The 15198-nt window shown below is 64.9% G+C and carries 14 protein-coding genes; 9 read left to right on the top strand and 5 right to left on the bottom strand.

Annotated features, from left to right (window positions below):
* Positions 1-21: 21 nt before the first annotated feature.
* Positions 22-936, top strand: coding sequence for a tyrosine recombinase XerC (locus FZI91_RS00425; RefSeq protein WP_162526745.1), 915 nt, complete (start codon positions 22-24; stop codon positions 934-936).
* On the opposite strand, the gene FZI91_RS00420 is transcribed toward FZI91_RS00425, so the two are convergent.
* Together FZI91_RS00420 and FZI91_RS00415 are read right to left on the bottom strand one after the other, a co-directional pair.
* The gene (locus FZI91_RS00420) at positions 884-3766 is read right to left on the bottom strand and encodes an RND family transporter (RefSeq protein WP_155936791.1); all 2883 of its coding nucleotides are present in this window, start codon (positions 3764-3766) and stop codon (positions 884-886) included. The two genes, FZI91_RS00425 and FZI91_RS00420, sit on opposite strands and share 53 nt — an antisense overlap.
* Positions 3763-4170: an MmpS family transport accessory protein gene (locus tag FZI91_RS00415; RefSeq protein WP_155936790.1), complete on the bottom strand. Its 408-nt coding sequence runs from the start codon at positions 4168-4170 to the stop codon at positions 3763-3765. The genes FZI91_RS00420 and FZI91_RS00415 overlap by 4 nt, the downstream gene beginning before the upstream one ends.
* Before the next feature lie 157 nt (positions 4171-4327).
* Here FZI91_RS00415 and FZI91_RS00410 point away from each other — a divergent pair, with 157 nt between their 5' ends.
* The gene (locus FZI91_RS00410) at positions 4328-5275 is read left to right on the top strand and encodes a winged helix-turn-helix transcriptional regulator (RefSeq protein WP_155936789.1); all 948 of its coding nucleotides are present in this window, start codon (positions 4328-4330) and stop codon (positions 5273-5275) included.
* A 14-nt stretch (positions 5276-5289) separates the two neighbouring features.
* A complete protein-coding gene (locus FZI91_RS00405) occupies positions 5290-5535 on the top strand; it encodes a hypothetical protein (RefSeq protein WP_155936788.1) in 246 nt (81 codons plus the stop codon).
* A 5-nt stretch (positions 5536-5540) separates the two neighbouring features.
* Here the strand turns inward: FZI91_RS00405 and FZI91_RS00400 are convergent, their stop codons facing one another.
* Positions 5541-5951, bottom strand: coding sequence for a M23 family metallopeptidase (locus tag FZI91_RS00400; protein ID WP_155937631.1), 411 nt, complete (start codon positions 5949-5951; stop codon positions 5541-5543).
* Positions 5952-6351: 400 nt separating this feature from the next.
* Here FZI91_RS00400 and rpsB point away from each other — a divergent pair, with 400 nt between their 5' ends.
* The 4 genes from rpsB (at position 6352) to FZI91_RS00380 (ending at position 10139) form a co-directional block, all read left to right on the top strand.
* Positions 6352-7239, top strand: a complete 888-nt coding sequence (gene rpsB, locus FZI91_RS00395; RefSeq protein ID WP_155936787.1) for a 30S ribosomal protein S2 — start codon at positions 6352-6354, stop codon at positions 7237-7239.
* Positions 7240-8058 carry a translation elongation factor Ts gene (gene tsf / locus FZI91_RS00390; RefSeq protein ID WP_155936786.1) on the top strand — a complete coding sequence of 273 codons (819 nt, stop codon included), beginning with the start codon at positions 7240-7242 and terminating at the stop codon, positions 8056-8058.
* A gap of 75 nt (positions 8059-8133) precedes the next feature.
* Positions 8134-8727 carry a TetR/AcrR family transcriptional regulator gene (locus FZI91_RS00385; protein WP_155936785.1) on the top strand — a complete coding sequence of 198 codons (594 nt, stop codon included), beginning with the start codon at positions 8134-8136 and terminating at the stop codon, positions 8725-8727.
* Between the two features lie 26 nt (positions 8728-8753).
* Complete coding sequence (locus tag FZI91_RS00380) at positions 8754-10139, top strand: family 1 glycosylhydrolase (protein WP_155936784.1); 1386 nt, start codon at positions 8754-8756, stop codon at positions 10137-10139.
* Here the strand turns inward: FZI91_RS00380 and FZI91_RS00375 are convergent.
* On the bottom strand, positions 10136-10771 hold the full coding sequence (locus tag FZI91_RS00375) for a uridine kinase (RefSeq protein ID WP_155936783.1): 636 nt from the start codon (positions 10769-10771) through the stop codon (positions 10136-10138). The two genes, FZI91_RS00380 and FZI91_RS00375, sit on opposite strands and share 4 nt — an antisense overlap.
* 36 nt (positions 10772-10807) lie before the next feature.
* Between FZI91_RS00375 and pnuC the strand changes: the two genes are divergently transcribed.
* Positions 10808-11380 carry a nicotinamide riboside transporter PnuC gene (gene pnuC, locus FZI91_RS00370; RefSeq protein ID WP_162526744.1) on the top strand — a complete coding sequence of 191 codons (573 nt, stop codon included), beginning with the start codon at positions 10808-10810 and terminating at the stop codon, positions 11378-11380.
* Between the two features lie 72 nt (positions 11381-11452).
* On the top strand, positions 11453-13687 hold the full coding sequence (gene helR, locus FZI91_RS00365; RefSeq protein ID WP_155936782.1) for an RNA polymerase recycling motor ATPase HelR: 2235 nt from the start codon (positions 11453-11455) through the stop codon (positions 13685-13687).
* On the opposite strand, the gene FZI91_RS00360 is transcribed toward helR, so the two are convergent.
* Positions 13676-15037 (bottom strand): HNH endonuclease signature motif containing protein, encoded by a 1362-nt coding sequence (locus FZI91_RS00360; RefSeq protein ID WP_155936781.1) that lies wholly within the window; start codon positions 15035-15037, stop codon positions 13676-13678. The genes helR and FZI91_RS00360 overlap by 12 nt on opposite strands.
* Positions 15038-15198 lie beyond the last annotated feature (161 nt).

Raw genomic sequence — 15198 nt, 5'->3', positions numbered from 1 at the left:
CTCTGCACGCACCGTGGGGGAGTGACCGCACAGCTAGCCGCGATTCTTGACGAGTTCGCTGAGTATCTAGCGCTCGAACGTGGTCGGTCGGTACACACACAGCGCGCCTACCGCGGTGACCTCACCTCGCTGTTCGATCACCTGTGCGCTACCAATCCCGACGCCACGTTGGCCGACCTGTCGCTCCCGGTGTTGCGGTCGTGGCTCGGCGCTCAGGGGCGGCACGGCGCGGCGCGGTCGACGGTTGCGCGGCGCACCTCCGCGGTGAAGGTCTTCACCGCCTGGGCGACCCGACGCGGCCTGATGGAGACAGATCCCGCGATCCGCTTGCAACAACCCAAGTCTCGTCGAGTGCTTCCGGCAGTCTTGCGGCAGGACCAGGCTCTCGCCGCGATGGAGGCGGCGCATTCCGGCGCCGAACAAGACGATCCGATGGCGCTGCGTGACCTCCTGATCGTCGAAATGCTCTATGCCACCGGGATCCGTGTCAGTGAACTGTGCGGACTAGACGTCGATGATATCGACCGATCACGAAAGGTGTTGCGCGTCTTGGGTAAGGGCGACAAGGAGCGCACCGTGCCCTTCGGCGGTCCGGCCGCCGATGCGCTGACCGCCTGGCTCGACCGCGGTCGCCCGCAGCTGGCCGTTGCCGGATCGGGCGCCGCGCTGCTGCTGGGTGTCCGGGGCAATCGCGTCGACCCGCGTCAAGTTCGTACCGTGGTGCATCAGACGATGTCCGCCGTCCCCGGTGCGCCCGATATCGGACCACACGGATTACGGCACAGCGCCGCAACACATCTCTTGGAGGGCGGCGCCGACCTGCGTGTAGTTCAGGAGCTTCTGGGGCACTCCACGCTGGCCACCACTCAGCTCTACACTCACGTCACCGTGGCGCGTCTGCGAGCCGTCCACGATCAAGCTCATCCGCGGGCGTGACCGCGACAGGATCGGCGTTGCGGCTCTCGGCACGGTCGTGCACCACCACCGGCCACCAGAACCACCGGCCCAGCAGGGTGGCGATCGCCGGGATGACGAATGACCGCACTATCAGGGTGTCCAACAGCAAGCCCAGGCCCACGGTGGTACCCAGCTGCGCGATGTTGGGAGCGTAGGCGGCGATCATCGCGAACATGGTGAAGCCGAATACCAGGCCAGCTGTGGTGACGACGCCACCGGTGTTGGCCATCGCGCGGATGATCCCGGTTTTGATCCCGGCCCGCATCTCCTCCCGGAATCTGGCCACCAGCAGCATGTTGTAGTCGGCGCCCACCGCCACCAGGAAGACGAACGAAAGCGGGGCCACCGACCAGTGCAGCGGATTGCCGACGATGTTCTGCCAGACGAACACCGACAGCCCCAGCGCCGACAGATAGGACAGCGCCACCGTTCCGATGACGGCGACAGCAGCGACCAAGCTGCGTAACAGGATGAGCACCACACAGAACACGAAGGCGAATGCGGCCACCGCGCTGGTGATGAAGTCCTCCCGCGTGAATGCCTCGATGTTCAGCAGCGTGCCTCCTGGGCCGCCTATGCTCACCGTGCTGCCTGCCAGCGATGTGTTTTTGACGGCCTGCAGTGCAGTGGGAATGATCTTGGCGCTCAGGTCCATTGCCTCGCGGCTGAAGCCCTCCATATCCGGTGTGACGATCATCCGGGTCACCTTGCCGTCGGTGGAGAAGAAGAACGGCATCGCGCTTTTGAACAGCGGGTTGTCGAACGCCTGACTGGGCAGGAAGAACGATCCACCCGGATCGCCCGCCGCGAAACTCTTGCTGAGTTCGTCGGTGAACTGGGTGATCTCAGTGACCTGCGGCACCAGGACCTGCAGTGTGCTCTGTAGCGGAGTGGTGACCGCATTGATTTGGGCGACAAAGTCTTTGAGTCCCGAAAGTTGCGCGCCGAGCTGAGGCAATGTCTGTGCCAGAGCGCCGGTTCCGGTCACCAGGTTGCCGACGAGCCCGTCGAAACGGTGTAGATCATCGAACAGCGAGAAGCCGGTAAGCGCGGCCTGGCAGTACTCGTTGCCCTGGCAGTTCGGAATCGAGCCCACGAACTGTTCGGCGGGTTTGGCGGTGTCCCGCAGCGCGTCGACCTTCTGCACGACGGCGGCCAGATTGGTCCGCAGTTCTGCCGCGCCCGCATGGATCTGGGTTGCGCCGCGGGTGCCGTTCTGGAGTGCCTGTTCCAGGCCCTTGACCGTGAGCGACAGCTGACCCACCCGGCCGCTGAGCGTGGTGAGGTCGTTGATCCGCTGATTGAGCAGATTGGTCATCTGGGTCAGCCGCCCACCGACATAGCCCGCCTGGGAGGTGAGTGCACCCTGCTCCAGCGGTGCGCCCAGTGGGCGGGTAATGCCCTGCACATTGTTGATACCTGGGATAGTCAGCACCGCGTTGGACAGCTTGGCCAGTGCGATCATGTCCGCTGAGTTCCGCATGTCGTGATCGGACTCGATCAGAAATAGACTGGGTGACATGATATTTGGTGGTAGGTGGCGGTCCGCCGCGGCGAATCCCAGATTGGATGGTGAGTCGCTGGGCTGCGCGGATCGCTCGTTGTAGCTGGGTCGGAAACCCGGCAGCACCAACAGTGTGAGGGCGAGCGCAGCCATGCTGCTCGCCAGTACGGGCCCCGGCCAACGCACCACGTAGGTGGCGATGCGCCGCCACCGGCGCTGCGACTTTTCTTGGCGCGGTTCGAAGAATCCGAATCGACTGCCGAGTGCCAGCAGTGCGGGCCCCAGTGTCAGCGCGGCGGCAAGGGTGACGACGACGGCAATGGTGCAGGGCAACCCGGAGGTACTGAAGATCGCGAGCCGGGTGAAGACCATGCAGGCCGTCGCTCCGGCGACGGTGAGCCCCGAAGCGATGATGATGTGCTGCACTCCGGCTAACGCCGTGTAGTACGCGGACTCCGGGTCTTCACCCACCCTGCGCGCTTCCTGGTATCTGCCGAGAAGGAATATGCCGTAATCGATTCCGGCCCCCAGCACGATCACCGCCAGCAGTGCCGAGGCGAAGATCGACACCCCGATGACCTGATGCTCCCCGAGGAACGCGACGATGGGCCGCCCCACGCCGAGTCCGGCACCCGCGACGAGTAGTGGCATCGCAACAGTAATCGGTGAGCGGTACACGCAGAACAAGATGGTGCCGACCAAGAGGCCGCACGAGATTAGCAGCAGCAGGATCGAGTCATTGATCGAGACGAGCTCGTCGTTGACAACCGCGGACGGACCCGTCAGGTGTGCTGTGATCCCTTTGGGCGGTGGATATTCGGCGATGAGGTCGCGGATGGCCTGGGTAGATTCCATGGCCAGTGCGGTGCCCATGTTGCCAGCCAGATTGATCAGGACATACGCAACCTTGCCGTCCGAACTCTCGTTGGCGGGGGCGAACTGTGGGTTGGACCACAGGTCCATCGACGAGTTGACGTGCTTCTTGTCCTGGTTGATCCGATCGAGGATCGCAGCGTAGTACTGGTGCGCCTCGGCCCCTAGTGGCTTGTCTCCCTCAAGGAGCAGGTAGTCGAAGTTGTTGGTCCCGGCACCGCCGAAGTAGTTGCCCATCTTGACGATTGCCTGCACGGAGGCGGCGTCATCGGGGAGGAACGAGCGGGCGTGCCCCTTGATTACAGTCTCAAGTTGGGGGACGGCGAGATTGAGTGCCCCGGCGGCGGCCAGCCACGCCGCGATGATGGGTAGGGAGAACCGGTACAACAGCCGGGCGAACAGTGGGCGGTGTTTCTGTACCGGGTTGTTCATGCCACCACCACCTGGCAGGAAATGGCCGGCGAGTCGGAGGCCTTCTCGTCGCGGATCTGTCCGTTGATCGTGATGCGGCAGGACACCTGTCCCTTGTTGGACTGGGCGACCACGCCTGTGGGAATTGTCAGCTGACCGGTGCGCAGGGTGGTCTGCCAGGGGAGCGTGCCGGACACCTCTCGCACGGTGCCGTCGACATCGAGATATGACGCCGCGACGGTGGCGCCGGCGGGCCCGTCGAGGCGGTATTCGATGACCTTCTCCCTAGGTTTGCCGATCGTTGGGGGCTTCGCCGAATGACCGATCGCCGGGTCAGGGATCTCACTCAGACGTAAATGGGCGATGTATGCCCCGGCGATACAGAGAGTCACTATCGACACCAAATACACCCATGCGCCACGCATTCCAGCTCCTCGTTGATCCGGTTGGTGAGCGTTGACGTTAATTGTCTGATTGTTAATTTAACAGTCGGTCATATCAACATCACACCGATCGGTCTACTGTGATGCGTCCCACACCAAACTCCGGTGGTCGGGAACCCGGAGCTGGTAAAAGGGACTGATGACACGAGCAGGCACGAAGGGCATGCCCCGCGCCGAGCGGGAGCAGCAGATCCTCGACGCCGCGTGTCAGGAGTTTGGGCGCAGCGGATACGCGGGCATGTCCCTGGCCGACGTGTCATCGAGTGTGGGGATTTCCAAGCCCATGGTGCTGGCCTACTTCGGATCCAAGGAGCAGCTCTACATCGCGTGCGTGCAGCGCGCCGGCGCGATCGTCGGCGACCATATCGAGGCGGCAATGGAGGCTGCTCCGCCCACCCTCGCCTTGCCGCGGGCCGTGCTGCAGGCCATCTTTGAGGCCTTGGCGCCGCGCCCCTCCGATTGGCTGGTGATCTGGGACCAGACCTTGCCCGAGGGCAGTGAGGCGCTGGCCGCCGCGCGGACCGCGCGGACCCGGCTCGCAGGTCTGGCAGGGCAGGGCGTCGCCGCGGTGGGCGTCGCCGCTGCCCAACTGCGCGATCCCCAGGACGTCGCCGTGCTGGCCCAGGGCTGGATGGGAATGGTTGGCGCCATTATCAATTGGTGGATACGCCATCCCGAGCAGAGCGCCGAACAGATGGCCGAGCGGGCCACTCGGGTTGTCGCCGTCATCGCGAGCGCGGGGGCCGACGAAATCGATGAGGGTAGAAGTCCGCAGCCGGGAGTGCCGGTGCGTGGATCGGGTTCGGGCCGACCGCTCATGGCGGCCTTCGACCTCTTCGGCCGCCGCTGGGCCATCCTCGTGGTCTGGGAATTGCGTACGGGCACAAAGACGCTCTCGGAGTTGCGTGATGACATGGGAGACGTGTCGGCGAGCGTGCTCACCACTCGACTCAAGGAGCTGACCGCCGCGCACATCGTGCGCAGTCAGGACGGGCGGTATTCCTTGACGGCGGTGGGCAAGGGGCTGCTGGTCGCGGTGGCTCCGCTGGAATTGTGGGCAAGAGCCTGGTCGGTGTCCGTCCGGTGACTAGAGTGCCAAGCATGCGCGGCGGAATTCTGGTGGCGGCGGCGGTCGTAGCCCTGAGTGCCGGGGTTCTGCCCCCGGCAACGGCGAATGCGGATGTGTACCCGCCCTGGTGGGTGTGCATGGCCAACGGCGGTGAGATGCGCGCGTTCTACCAAGTGGTCACCGAGCAGGATGCCCTCGGCAGATTCCACGATGCGGTCACCCGGCTCTCGCAGGCGACTGGCAAGCCCGCACACGTGGACGTCTGTCAGCCCGCGTAGGCGGCTTAACGACGCGCCAGCGGTTTCAGCCGGATGGGCGTCGACGCCAGCAGTCCCAACGGATCCAGATAGTCCGCGGCCGATGCCGGCCCCCGCAGGGCACCCCAATGCAGGCACGCCGATGCCGGGCAGCCGGGATGTCCCGGCACCAGGGTGCCGATGGCCGATCCTTCTTCGACGCGCTGACCCGGCCTGACCAGTGGTGTGACGGGTTCGTAGGTAGTGCGCAGGCCGCCCTCGTGCTCGATCGAAATCAGTGTCCGTCCCGCGAGCGATCCGGCGAACACCACAACTCCGGGACCGGCTGCGAACACCCGCTGGTCGGCCGAACCTGCGAGGTCGACGCCGCGGTGTCCCCGGTTCCAGCGTTCCTGAGGCTGGTCGAAGTTCCGGGTCACTGCAGGTCGGGGTCGCATTGGCCAGTCGAAACGGTCCGAGGTGGCGGTCGCAGCGGGGGTCGCGACGGCCGCCAGGGTGAGGATCAGGACCGATGAGCCGCTTGCGCAACAGAGCCCTCTGAACCGCACGACATCATCGTGACGCCGAAGGTGGTTGCTCGGGAAGGAGCATTTCCGCAGCTGTGGATAACCGGCGGTGGCACTGACGTGTGCAGAAGCACTCGTGGCGAGCATGTAAACTCATCACCGCAACTCGCATTGCGGGTTGACTTCGCGCGTCTGCACACGAGTTCGTGATCAGCATGCCGGGCGGTCCCAAGACGGGGTTTTCTCCAGACAGGGTTCCGGCAGCAGTAGGCGCTAGGGCTCAGGATCACCCGATCCGGGGCGGCAACCGACAACATGAAGGAATGGCCGAATGGCTGTTGTAACAATGAAGCAGCTGCTTGACAGCGGCGCGCACTTCGGGCACCAGACCCGTCGTTGGAATCCCAAGATGAAGCGGTTCATCTTCACCGACCGCAACGGCATCTACATCATCGACTTGCAGCAGACGCTGACCTACATCGACAGCGCGTACGAGTTCGTCAAGGAGACCGTCGCCCACGGCGGTTCGGTCATGTTCGTCGGTACCAAGAAGCAGGCCCAGGAGTCCATCGCCGAAGAGGCGACTCGTGTCGGCATGCCCTATGTGAACCAGCGCTGGCTCGGCGGCATGCTCACCAACTTCTCCACCGTGCACAAGCGTCTGCAGCGCCTCAAGGAGCTGGAGTCGATGGAGCAGACCGGTGGCTTCGAGGGGCGCACCAAGAAGGAAATCCTCATGCTCACGCGTGAGAAGAACAAGCTTGAGCGCAGCCTCGGTGGTATTCGGGACATGGTCAAGGTGCCGTCGGCGGTGTTCGTGGTGGACACCAACAAGGAGCACCTCGCTATTGCCGAGGCCCGCAAGCTGAATATCCCGATCATCGCGATCCTGGACACCAACTGCGATCCGGATGTTGTCGACTACCCGATTCCGGGCAACGACGACGCGATCCGCAGTGCCGCGCTGATCACAAAGGTCGTTGCCTCGGCCATCGCCGAGGGCCTGCAGGCCCGTTCGGGTCTGTCCGGTGGCGACGAGAAGCCCGAGGCTGCCGAGCCGCTGGCCGAGTGGGAGCAGGAACTGCTCGCCTCCGCCGTCGCTGAGGCACCGGCCGAGGCCACTGAGGCGCCGGCCGAGGCCACTGAGGCGCCGGCCGAGTCGGCCGAGGCTCCTGCCGAGGCTGCTGAGAAGACCGAAACCGCAACTGAGGAAGGCTAAATGGCGACCATCACTGCTGCCGATGTGAAGCGGCTCCGGGAACTGACCGGTGCCGGAATGCTCGACTGCAAGAACGCCCTGGCCGAGTCCGACGGTGATTTCGACAAGGCCGTCGAGGTGCTGCGTATCAAGGGCGCCAAGGACGTCGGTAAGCGCGCTGAGCGTGCCACCGCCGAAGGCCTCGTGGCCGCGCGTGACGGTGTGCTCGTCGAGCTGAATTCCGAGACGGACTTCGTCGCCAAGAACGCCGAGTTCCAGGGTCTGGCCGATGCCATCATCGGTGCGGCCGCGGCCGGCAAGATCGGCGATCTGGATGCTCTTAAGGCCGCCAAGGTGGAGGACGGCCGGACCGTCGAGCAGGCGATTGCCGACCTGGCCGCCAAGATCGGCGAGAAGTTGGAGCTGCGCCGGGTGGCGTACTTTGACGGCACCGTCGAGGCCTACCTGCACAAGCGTGCCGCGGATCTGCCGCCGGCCGTGGGTGTGCTGGTGGAGTACACCGGCTCTGACGAGTCCGCCGCCCACGCGGTGGCCCTGCAGATCGCTGCGCTCAAGGCCAAGTACCTGACGCGCGAGGACGTTCCGGCCGATGTGGTCGAGAACGAGCGTCGCATCGCCGAGGAAACCGCCAAGGCCGAGGGCAAGCCCGAGCAGGCGTTGGCCAAGATCGTCGAGGGTCGCGTCACCGGTTACTACAAGGATGTCGTGCTGCTGGATCAGCCGTCGGTGTCCGATAACAAGAAGACCGTCAAGGCTCTGCTCGACGAGGCCGGTGTCACCGTGACTCGCTTCGCGCGGTTCGAGGTTGGACAAGCCTAGATATCTCAAAACAAGTCGGCCCCGCCAGGATTCGTCCTGTGCGGGGCCGACTTGTTTGTGCGCTAGCCTCGGGCAATGCCAGCTGCGGGGCGCGATGCCAACCGGTATCCCAAAGGTGTAGCCAAACGCCAGGAGATCCTCACGGCCGCGCTAAGGGTCTTGGAGCGCGAGGGGGAGGCCGGCGCCTCGATGCGCGTCGTTGCCAAGGAGGCGAACATCAGTCTTGCTGGGCTGATGCACTATTTCCCGACGCGGGACGTGCTGCTCACCGAGATCCAACGCGGTGCCGATGCCACATTTGAAGCGCGATACGGGGATTCGGACGCAGAGGTTGATCCCGGCGAGGTGCTGGCACAGGCCATGCTGGACAAGGCGAGTAAGCCCGGCTCGGGGACGGTGTATCTCTCGTTGGCGGCTGCGGCGGCCGTCGATCCGGGGCATCCGGCCGGTGCGTATCTACGTGACCGGTATGAGCGGATGCGTGCGCGCATCGCCGAGTACGTGCGGGGCCGCCAGGCCGCGGGCACGGTATCGGCTCATATCGATGCCGATTTCGTCGCCACCGCGTTGATAGCCGCCGCCGACGGCATTCAAATTCAATGGATGTCGGACCCGTCCATCGATATGGGCGATCACATGCGTCGGGCATGGGAGCAGCTGCTTCGGTAGAAACCCGTACGGTGTATGGTTTTTGTATGAAGTGGATGAGCGCCGTTCTGGCATCGGCAGTCGTGTTCGCGGTGGGGTTGACCGCATGCAGCTCTCGGCAGGAGCGCGCAGGGGAGGATTCTGCGTGGGATCGCGGCTTCTATTGGGGCACCGCCACCGCGGGCTACCAGGTGGAAGGCAGTGCCCCCGATAGCAATTGGCGCCGCTATGTCGACCGCACCGCGGGTAAGCCGGTGCAGGTCGATAAATCCAATCCGCTCGCCGACGGGCCCGTCGACCCGTACAAACAGGCCGATGATTTCCGGCACCGGTACGCAGAAGACATCGCCAACGCACATGCCATGGGCGTGAATACATTTCGGTTCGGACTGGAATGGTCGCGGGTCATGCCCGAGCCCGGCAAGTGGGACGAGAAGGAGCTTGCCTACTACGACTCCATCGTCTCCACCCTCCGTGAAAATGGCATGACGCCGATGATCACGCTCATGCACTGGGTGTACCCGGGCTGGGTGGCCGACAGCGGCGGGTTCATGAACAACGTCGCGGCATTCGAAGACTTCGCCAAGGCAATCACCAAACGTTATGCCGGGCAAGGGGTGCTGTGGGTCAGCATCAACGAACCGCTTGCCTTCGGGGCGATGGAGGTGCGCACCGGCGCGATCAAACCCGACCAGTTCGAGGGATTCCTGGATCGGGTCGCCGAGGCGCACCGCGCCGTGTACCGCGCCGCGCACGAGGCCGATCCGAAGGCGAAGGTGACGACCAACGAGGCATACATCCCTCCGGATGTGTTGGCGCAGTTCGCAGGTTTCGGGGTGAAGGGCATCGAAGGTTCGTTCTTCGACCGGGTCAAGGGCAGCCTGGATTACCTGGGGTTTGACTATTACACCGGTACTGCGGCGGACAATCCGGCCTCCGCGCAGAGCATGGCCGCGCGCTGGAACATCAGACTGCAGCCCGAAGACATCTACTACGTCTCGCGGCACTATGCGCAGCGATACCCCGGGCTGCCGATCTACATCGTAGAGAACGGAATGGTCACCGACAACGGCAAGCCAAGGGCGGACGGCGTGACCCGCGCGCAGTACTTGGGCGACACCGTCTTCTGGCTGCAGCGGGCCAAGGCCGACGGCATCCCGATCATCGGATACAACTACTGGTCCCTGGTCGACAACTATGAATGGGGAAGCTACCGGCCACGTTTCGGTCTCTACACCGTCGACGCGCTGGGCGATCCAGCGCTGAAGCGCGTGCCCACCGACGCCGTGGCGGCCTACACACAGATCACCCGGGGTGGGGGTACTGCGCCGGACTATCAGCCGGTGATCCCCGCGGCGAAATGTTCCACGACGGTAGGCCAGGACAGCTGCGCGCCGCTCGATCCGAAGGGACCGACGGTTCCGCTGCGCTAGCCGCTGAGCAGAAAGTAGCGATCGGGGTCGTCCACGAGCACTGTGCGGTTGTCGGGGTCGCCGTCGACGGTGATGTCGGCGCGGTCGGCGGTGGGATCGTGGCGGAAGTGTTGTTCCTCAGCGTCAATCCACAGCCGCCAGAATTCGCGGAGCGCCGCGCCATCGCGAAGCTCGGCACGGCGGCGACGGGTTACCTGGTCGGTCTGCACCCAGATCAGCGTGCTCAACAGGCCGGCGGCGGCACAGCGGCCCGACCCCACGCCCTCGAGAATCAGCACCGCCGGTGGTGCACAGTGCTCCCACGGACCGAACGTGCGGGTCTGCCAGTCGTAGCGTCGATACCGGGACTGCTCGCCGCGCGCCCAGGGTGCCAGTATTTGCTCCTCGAATCGGGGCCACCACCCGAAGAACGTGTCCCAGGACGCGAAGTCATCGGTGTGCAGGACCATTGCAGACGGGGCCGACGGCGTTGTCGCCGCTAGCGCGGAGTGCAATCGCGCAGCAAAGGTGCTCTTGCCGGCGGCGCCCCTGCCGTCGACGGCGACCACGCGCACGTCGCCGCATCGTGGTTCACTCTCGGTGACGAGCCCGGCCAGCCACGAGAAGCTCCGCTGCTGGGACGGTGTCGCCATGGCGCGAGCTTACTGTTGCTCGACTAGCCTGTTGCCGTGGACGTGACTGAGCTAATCGGCAGCCTTGCTGGTGTGCTGTTCGTCATCCTGGCGGTCCGTCAAAACATCTGGACCTTCCCGGTGGCGATCGTTAGCTCGCTGTTCTACATGGTGGTTTTCGGCCGGCAGACCCTGTACGCCGATGCCGCGCTGCAGATCATGTTCATCGCGCTGGCTGTGCAGGGTTGGTACCTGTGGCTACGGGGGAGCCCGGATCGCCATGGGGTAGCGGTGCGGCGGACGCCGAGCTGGGCGTGGCTGCCACTGGTGGTGGCCCTGGCTGCGTTGGTGGCAGGGCTCTACGCCTTCCTGATCACCTTCACCGATTCGAATGTGCCGCAGCTTGATTCGATGATCACCGGACTCAGCGTGGTGTCCCAATTCATGATGAACCGAAAATGGATCGAGAACTGGGCCCTGTGGATAGTCACCGACACGTTCTCCGTCGGTGTCTACCTCTTCAAGGGTCTGAACCTCACGGCGGCCTTTTACGCGTTTCTCAGCGTCATGGCTGTCGTCGGCCTGTGGAGTTGGCGAAAAGAGCTTCGCCCTGCCCCTTTAAACATATAGCGCACAGGGGGGCTTGCGGCAAGGCCCGGGGCATGCCGCACAATCGCTGACCGAGTATCAAAACCTGTGGGAATGAGGAAAATCCGGGTGTCGACCCACGAAGAGGAACTGCAGTCCGAGCGCGACTACATTGCCGTGCTTTATACGCGGCTGGACGCCGAACGTGCCCGTGTGAAGGGTCGCCACCGCTCCGCGTTGCGCGCGCCCGTCGACCTTCAGAACGGGGCGGCGATGGTCGAGCGCGACGACGAGGTGCGTGCATTGGCCCGGCAGGCGCAGCGTTTGGACGTCGCCGACGACGGGCTGTGCTTCGGCCGGCTCGATGCCATGACGGGGGAGCACTCCTACGTCGGCCGTATCGGCATTCTCGACGATGCGAACGAATACGAACCGCTGCTGATCGACTGGCGCGCGCCGGCGGCGCAGGCGTTCTACACCGCCACCGGAGCCAACCCGGAGAACACCCGGCGGCGGCGCCAATTCCGGACCCGGGGGCGGCACGTCGATGACTTCAGCGACGAGCTGCTGGGGCGCCCGGAGAGTGAAGAGCGTGACGGGGAACGCGGGACGATGAGCGACACCGCGCTGCTCGCGGCCGTCAACGCGCCGCGCGGCGACGGGATGCGCGACATCGTGGCGACCATCCAGGCCGAACAGGACCGCATCATCCGGCTCGACCATCCGGGCGTGCTGGTGATCGAGGGCGGCCCCGGCACCGGCAAGACGGTGGTGGCCTTGCACCGTGTCGCCTATCTGCTGTACACCCAGCGCAAACGGATGGAACGCCACGGTGTGCTCGTGGTCGGGCCCAATGCGGCCTTCCTCAGTCATATTTCGCGGGTGCTGCCCTCGCTGGGCGAGACGAATGTGGTGTTCACGACGGCGGGAGAGTTCCTGCCGGGAATGAAGGTCACCGCCGAGGACGACGCAGATGCGACGCGACTCAAAGGCTCGCTGCAGATTCTCGATGTGCTCGCGGCTGCCGTCGCGGATCGGCAGCGGACCCCCGAGTCGCCGCTGCCGATCCAGCTTGCCGATGTCGCGGTGCGCATCGATGCCGACATCGCTCAATGGGCCATCGACGAGGCGCGTGCAAGCAAGCTCCCGCACAACGAGGCCCGCGCGGTGTTCACCGACGTTCTCACCTGGGCGCTCACCGAGCGGGCGATCCCGCGCATCGGGAAGGGCTGGCTGACCCGTGAGGACCGCAAGGCCTGGGAGCATCTGCGCGCGGAACTGCTCGACGAACTGGGGGACCACGAAGGATTCGCCGCCGCACTCAACCAGCTGTGGCCGATGCTGACGCCCGAGGCCCTGTTGGCGGACCTGTACACCTCACCCGAGCGGCTGCGCGCGGCCGGCGCTGATCCGGTCCTGGCGCGGTCTGTCGGGGACGCGTGGACGGTTTCGGATGTCCCGCTGCTCGACGAGCTGGTTGACCTGGTGGGTCGCGATAAGGCGGCGGAAGAGGCCGCCGAACGGGAGCGCAGGGCCGAGGCCGAGTACGCCTCCGGGGTGCTCGACATGATGACGGGCCGCGAGGACATGATGGACGACGAGGACCACCTCTTCGCCACCGATCTACTCGGCGCCGAGGATCTCGCGGAACGATTCACCGAGCGCGACACCCGCGATCTCGTCGAGCGTGCCTCCGCGGACCGGGACTGGACGTACGGCCATATCGTGATCGACGAGGCCCAGGAGCTGTCCGACATGGATTGGCGGGTGCTGATGCGCCGCTGCCCAAGCCGCTCGTTCACCGTGGTCGGCGATTTGGCTCAGCGCCGATCGGTAGCCGGCGCTACGTCCTGGGACTCCGCGCTGCAGCCGTATGTGCCGGGCCGCTGGGTGTATCGACCGTTGTCGGTGAACTATCGCACCCCCGCCGAGATCATGGCCGTGGCCGCCGCGCTGCTGGCCGAATTCGCACCGGGCACCCAGCCGCCGGAGTCCGTTCGTTCGTGTGGAACACCGCCCTGGTCAAGGCAACTGACCGAGGATGAATTGTCCACAGCGATTGAGGAATTCGTGCGCGACGAGGCCGGACGGGAAGGCGCCAGTGTGGTGATCGGGCCGCCGGGGGTGCCGGGCACGGTTCCGGCGTCGGAGACCAAGGGGCTGGAGTTCGACGCCGTCCTGGTGGTGCAGCCGGAACGCATCCTGGCCGACGGACCACGGGGTGCGGCCGAGCTCTACGTCGCGCTCACTCGGGCCACCCAGCGTCTCGGCGTGCTGCATGTGGAGCCGTTGCCGAAGGTGCTGGCAGGGCTGACCGACGTGCGAGCGGGCGACGCATTACTCCAGTAAGTGGTCGTCGGGGTGGTGAAAGTGGTTGGTTCGTGGGATTTGCTCTGGATCAACATGTTTCGGTGGATGCCACTGGGTGCGTCCGTCGGGTCCCGCTCGTGTCTGCCAATCGTTCTCGCCGGTGCCGAGTAGTGCATGGTGGGGATCGCACACTGAGGTGAGGCCATCGATATCGGTGTGCCCGCCGTCGGCCCACTCGTGCATGTGGTGCACCTGCGCGTGAAACATCGGCCGATCGCAGCCCGGGTAGGTGCAGCCGCGATCGCGGGCCGCAAGCACGATCCGCTGATCGGCGGTGGCGATCCGCTTGGACCGGCCCAGCCACAGCGGGCGCCCGTCATCGTCGAAGATCGTCAAATAGTGGCGAGAGTGCGCGGCCATTCTGACCACATCGCACATGGGCAGCAATGATCCGCCACCGGTCACGGCTGTCCCGGATCCCGTTTCCAGCTCCCGCAGCGTGGTGGATACCACCGTAGTGACAGGCAGTCCGCGATGTGATCCCAAGTCACCGGACGCCAAGGCGATACGGCACAACGCCTTCAAGGCGTCGTGCTGACGTTGTGGCGCGGTACGTTGATCCCGGTTCACGGCGTCGCGGTCGGGTTCGGTGCCATCAACCGGATGTTCGTCGTCGGGGTTGCAGGCTCCGGGTGCTGCGTATTTCGCGAACACCGCGTCGAGATATGAGCGCAGTTCCGGGTCTAGCTTGAAGGTGCCAGAGGTCATCAAGTCGGTGCCTTGGCGCGCCATGGCGAATCCCCGGCATTTCGCGCGGTCGGCGTTCTTGAACTTGCCGTCGGCGTCCAGGTGCGCCAACAGCCGATCGGCGGCCTTGCGCAGCTCGTCGGGGCGTAAGTCGGTGGCCAACTGTGCGAGATGAGATTCGGCATGCGCCGCGGTATCGCTGTCGATGGCCGACGGCACCCGATCCCAGAACCCACGGATGACCGCCACATGCTGTCGGCCGATCGACCCGCTGCGATACATGGCCGCGGTCACCGGCAGTACCGGGTCCAACGGCTCGCCGGTCATCGCGAGGTGTGGAGTGAGATCCTGTGCCTCCGCTAGTCGATGTCGCGCTTCGGTGCGAGTGATCCGCAGCCCGTCGGCGAGGACATCGGTGGCGTTGGCTCCGCCGAACTGCCCTGAAACGTGGGTGGCGGCAATCTCGCTCACCAGCGGAACGGTCGCGGCCGACAGCCGTCGCGCCACGGTCTCCAGCCGCTGCAATACGGCGAAACGATCGAACTGGGTCAACATCGTCGGATCTACTGCGAAGACCGCGTTGACCGCAGAGTCGAGGGCGTCGAGCACCCGTTCGACGTCAGCCTCAACGATGGAACGCATGTTCGAATCGTAGCGACGCCCACCGACAATCTCGCTGAACTTGTGGCTATTGATTCACGTGTGGCACAAGCGGATTCGTGGGATCGAATACCCACACACTCCCGCGGCAATATCGGCCGGACCGTTGACAGTTCGCCGGGTCGTGCCAACGAGCGTCGCCC

The sequence above is a fragment of the Mycobacteroides sp. CBMA 271 genome, from assembly GCF_009729205.1.
Lineage (GTDB): Bacteria > Actinomycetota > Actinomycetes > Mycobacteriales > Mycobacteriaceae > Mycobacterium.
The sequence above is the reverse complement of the archived record's forward strand: the minus strand, read 5'-3'. Positions and strand labels throughout refer to the sequence as shown.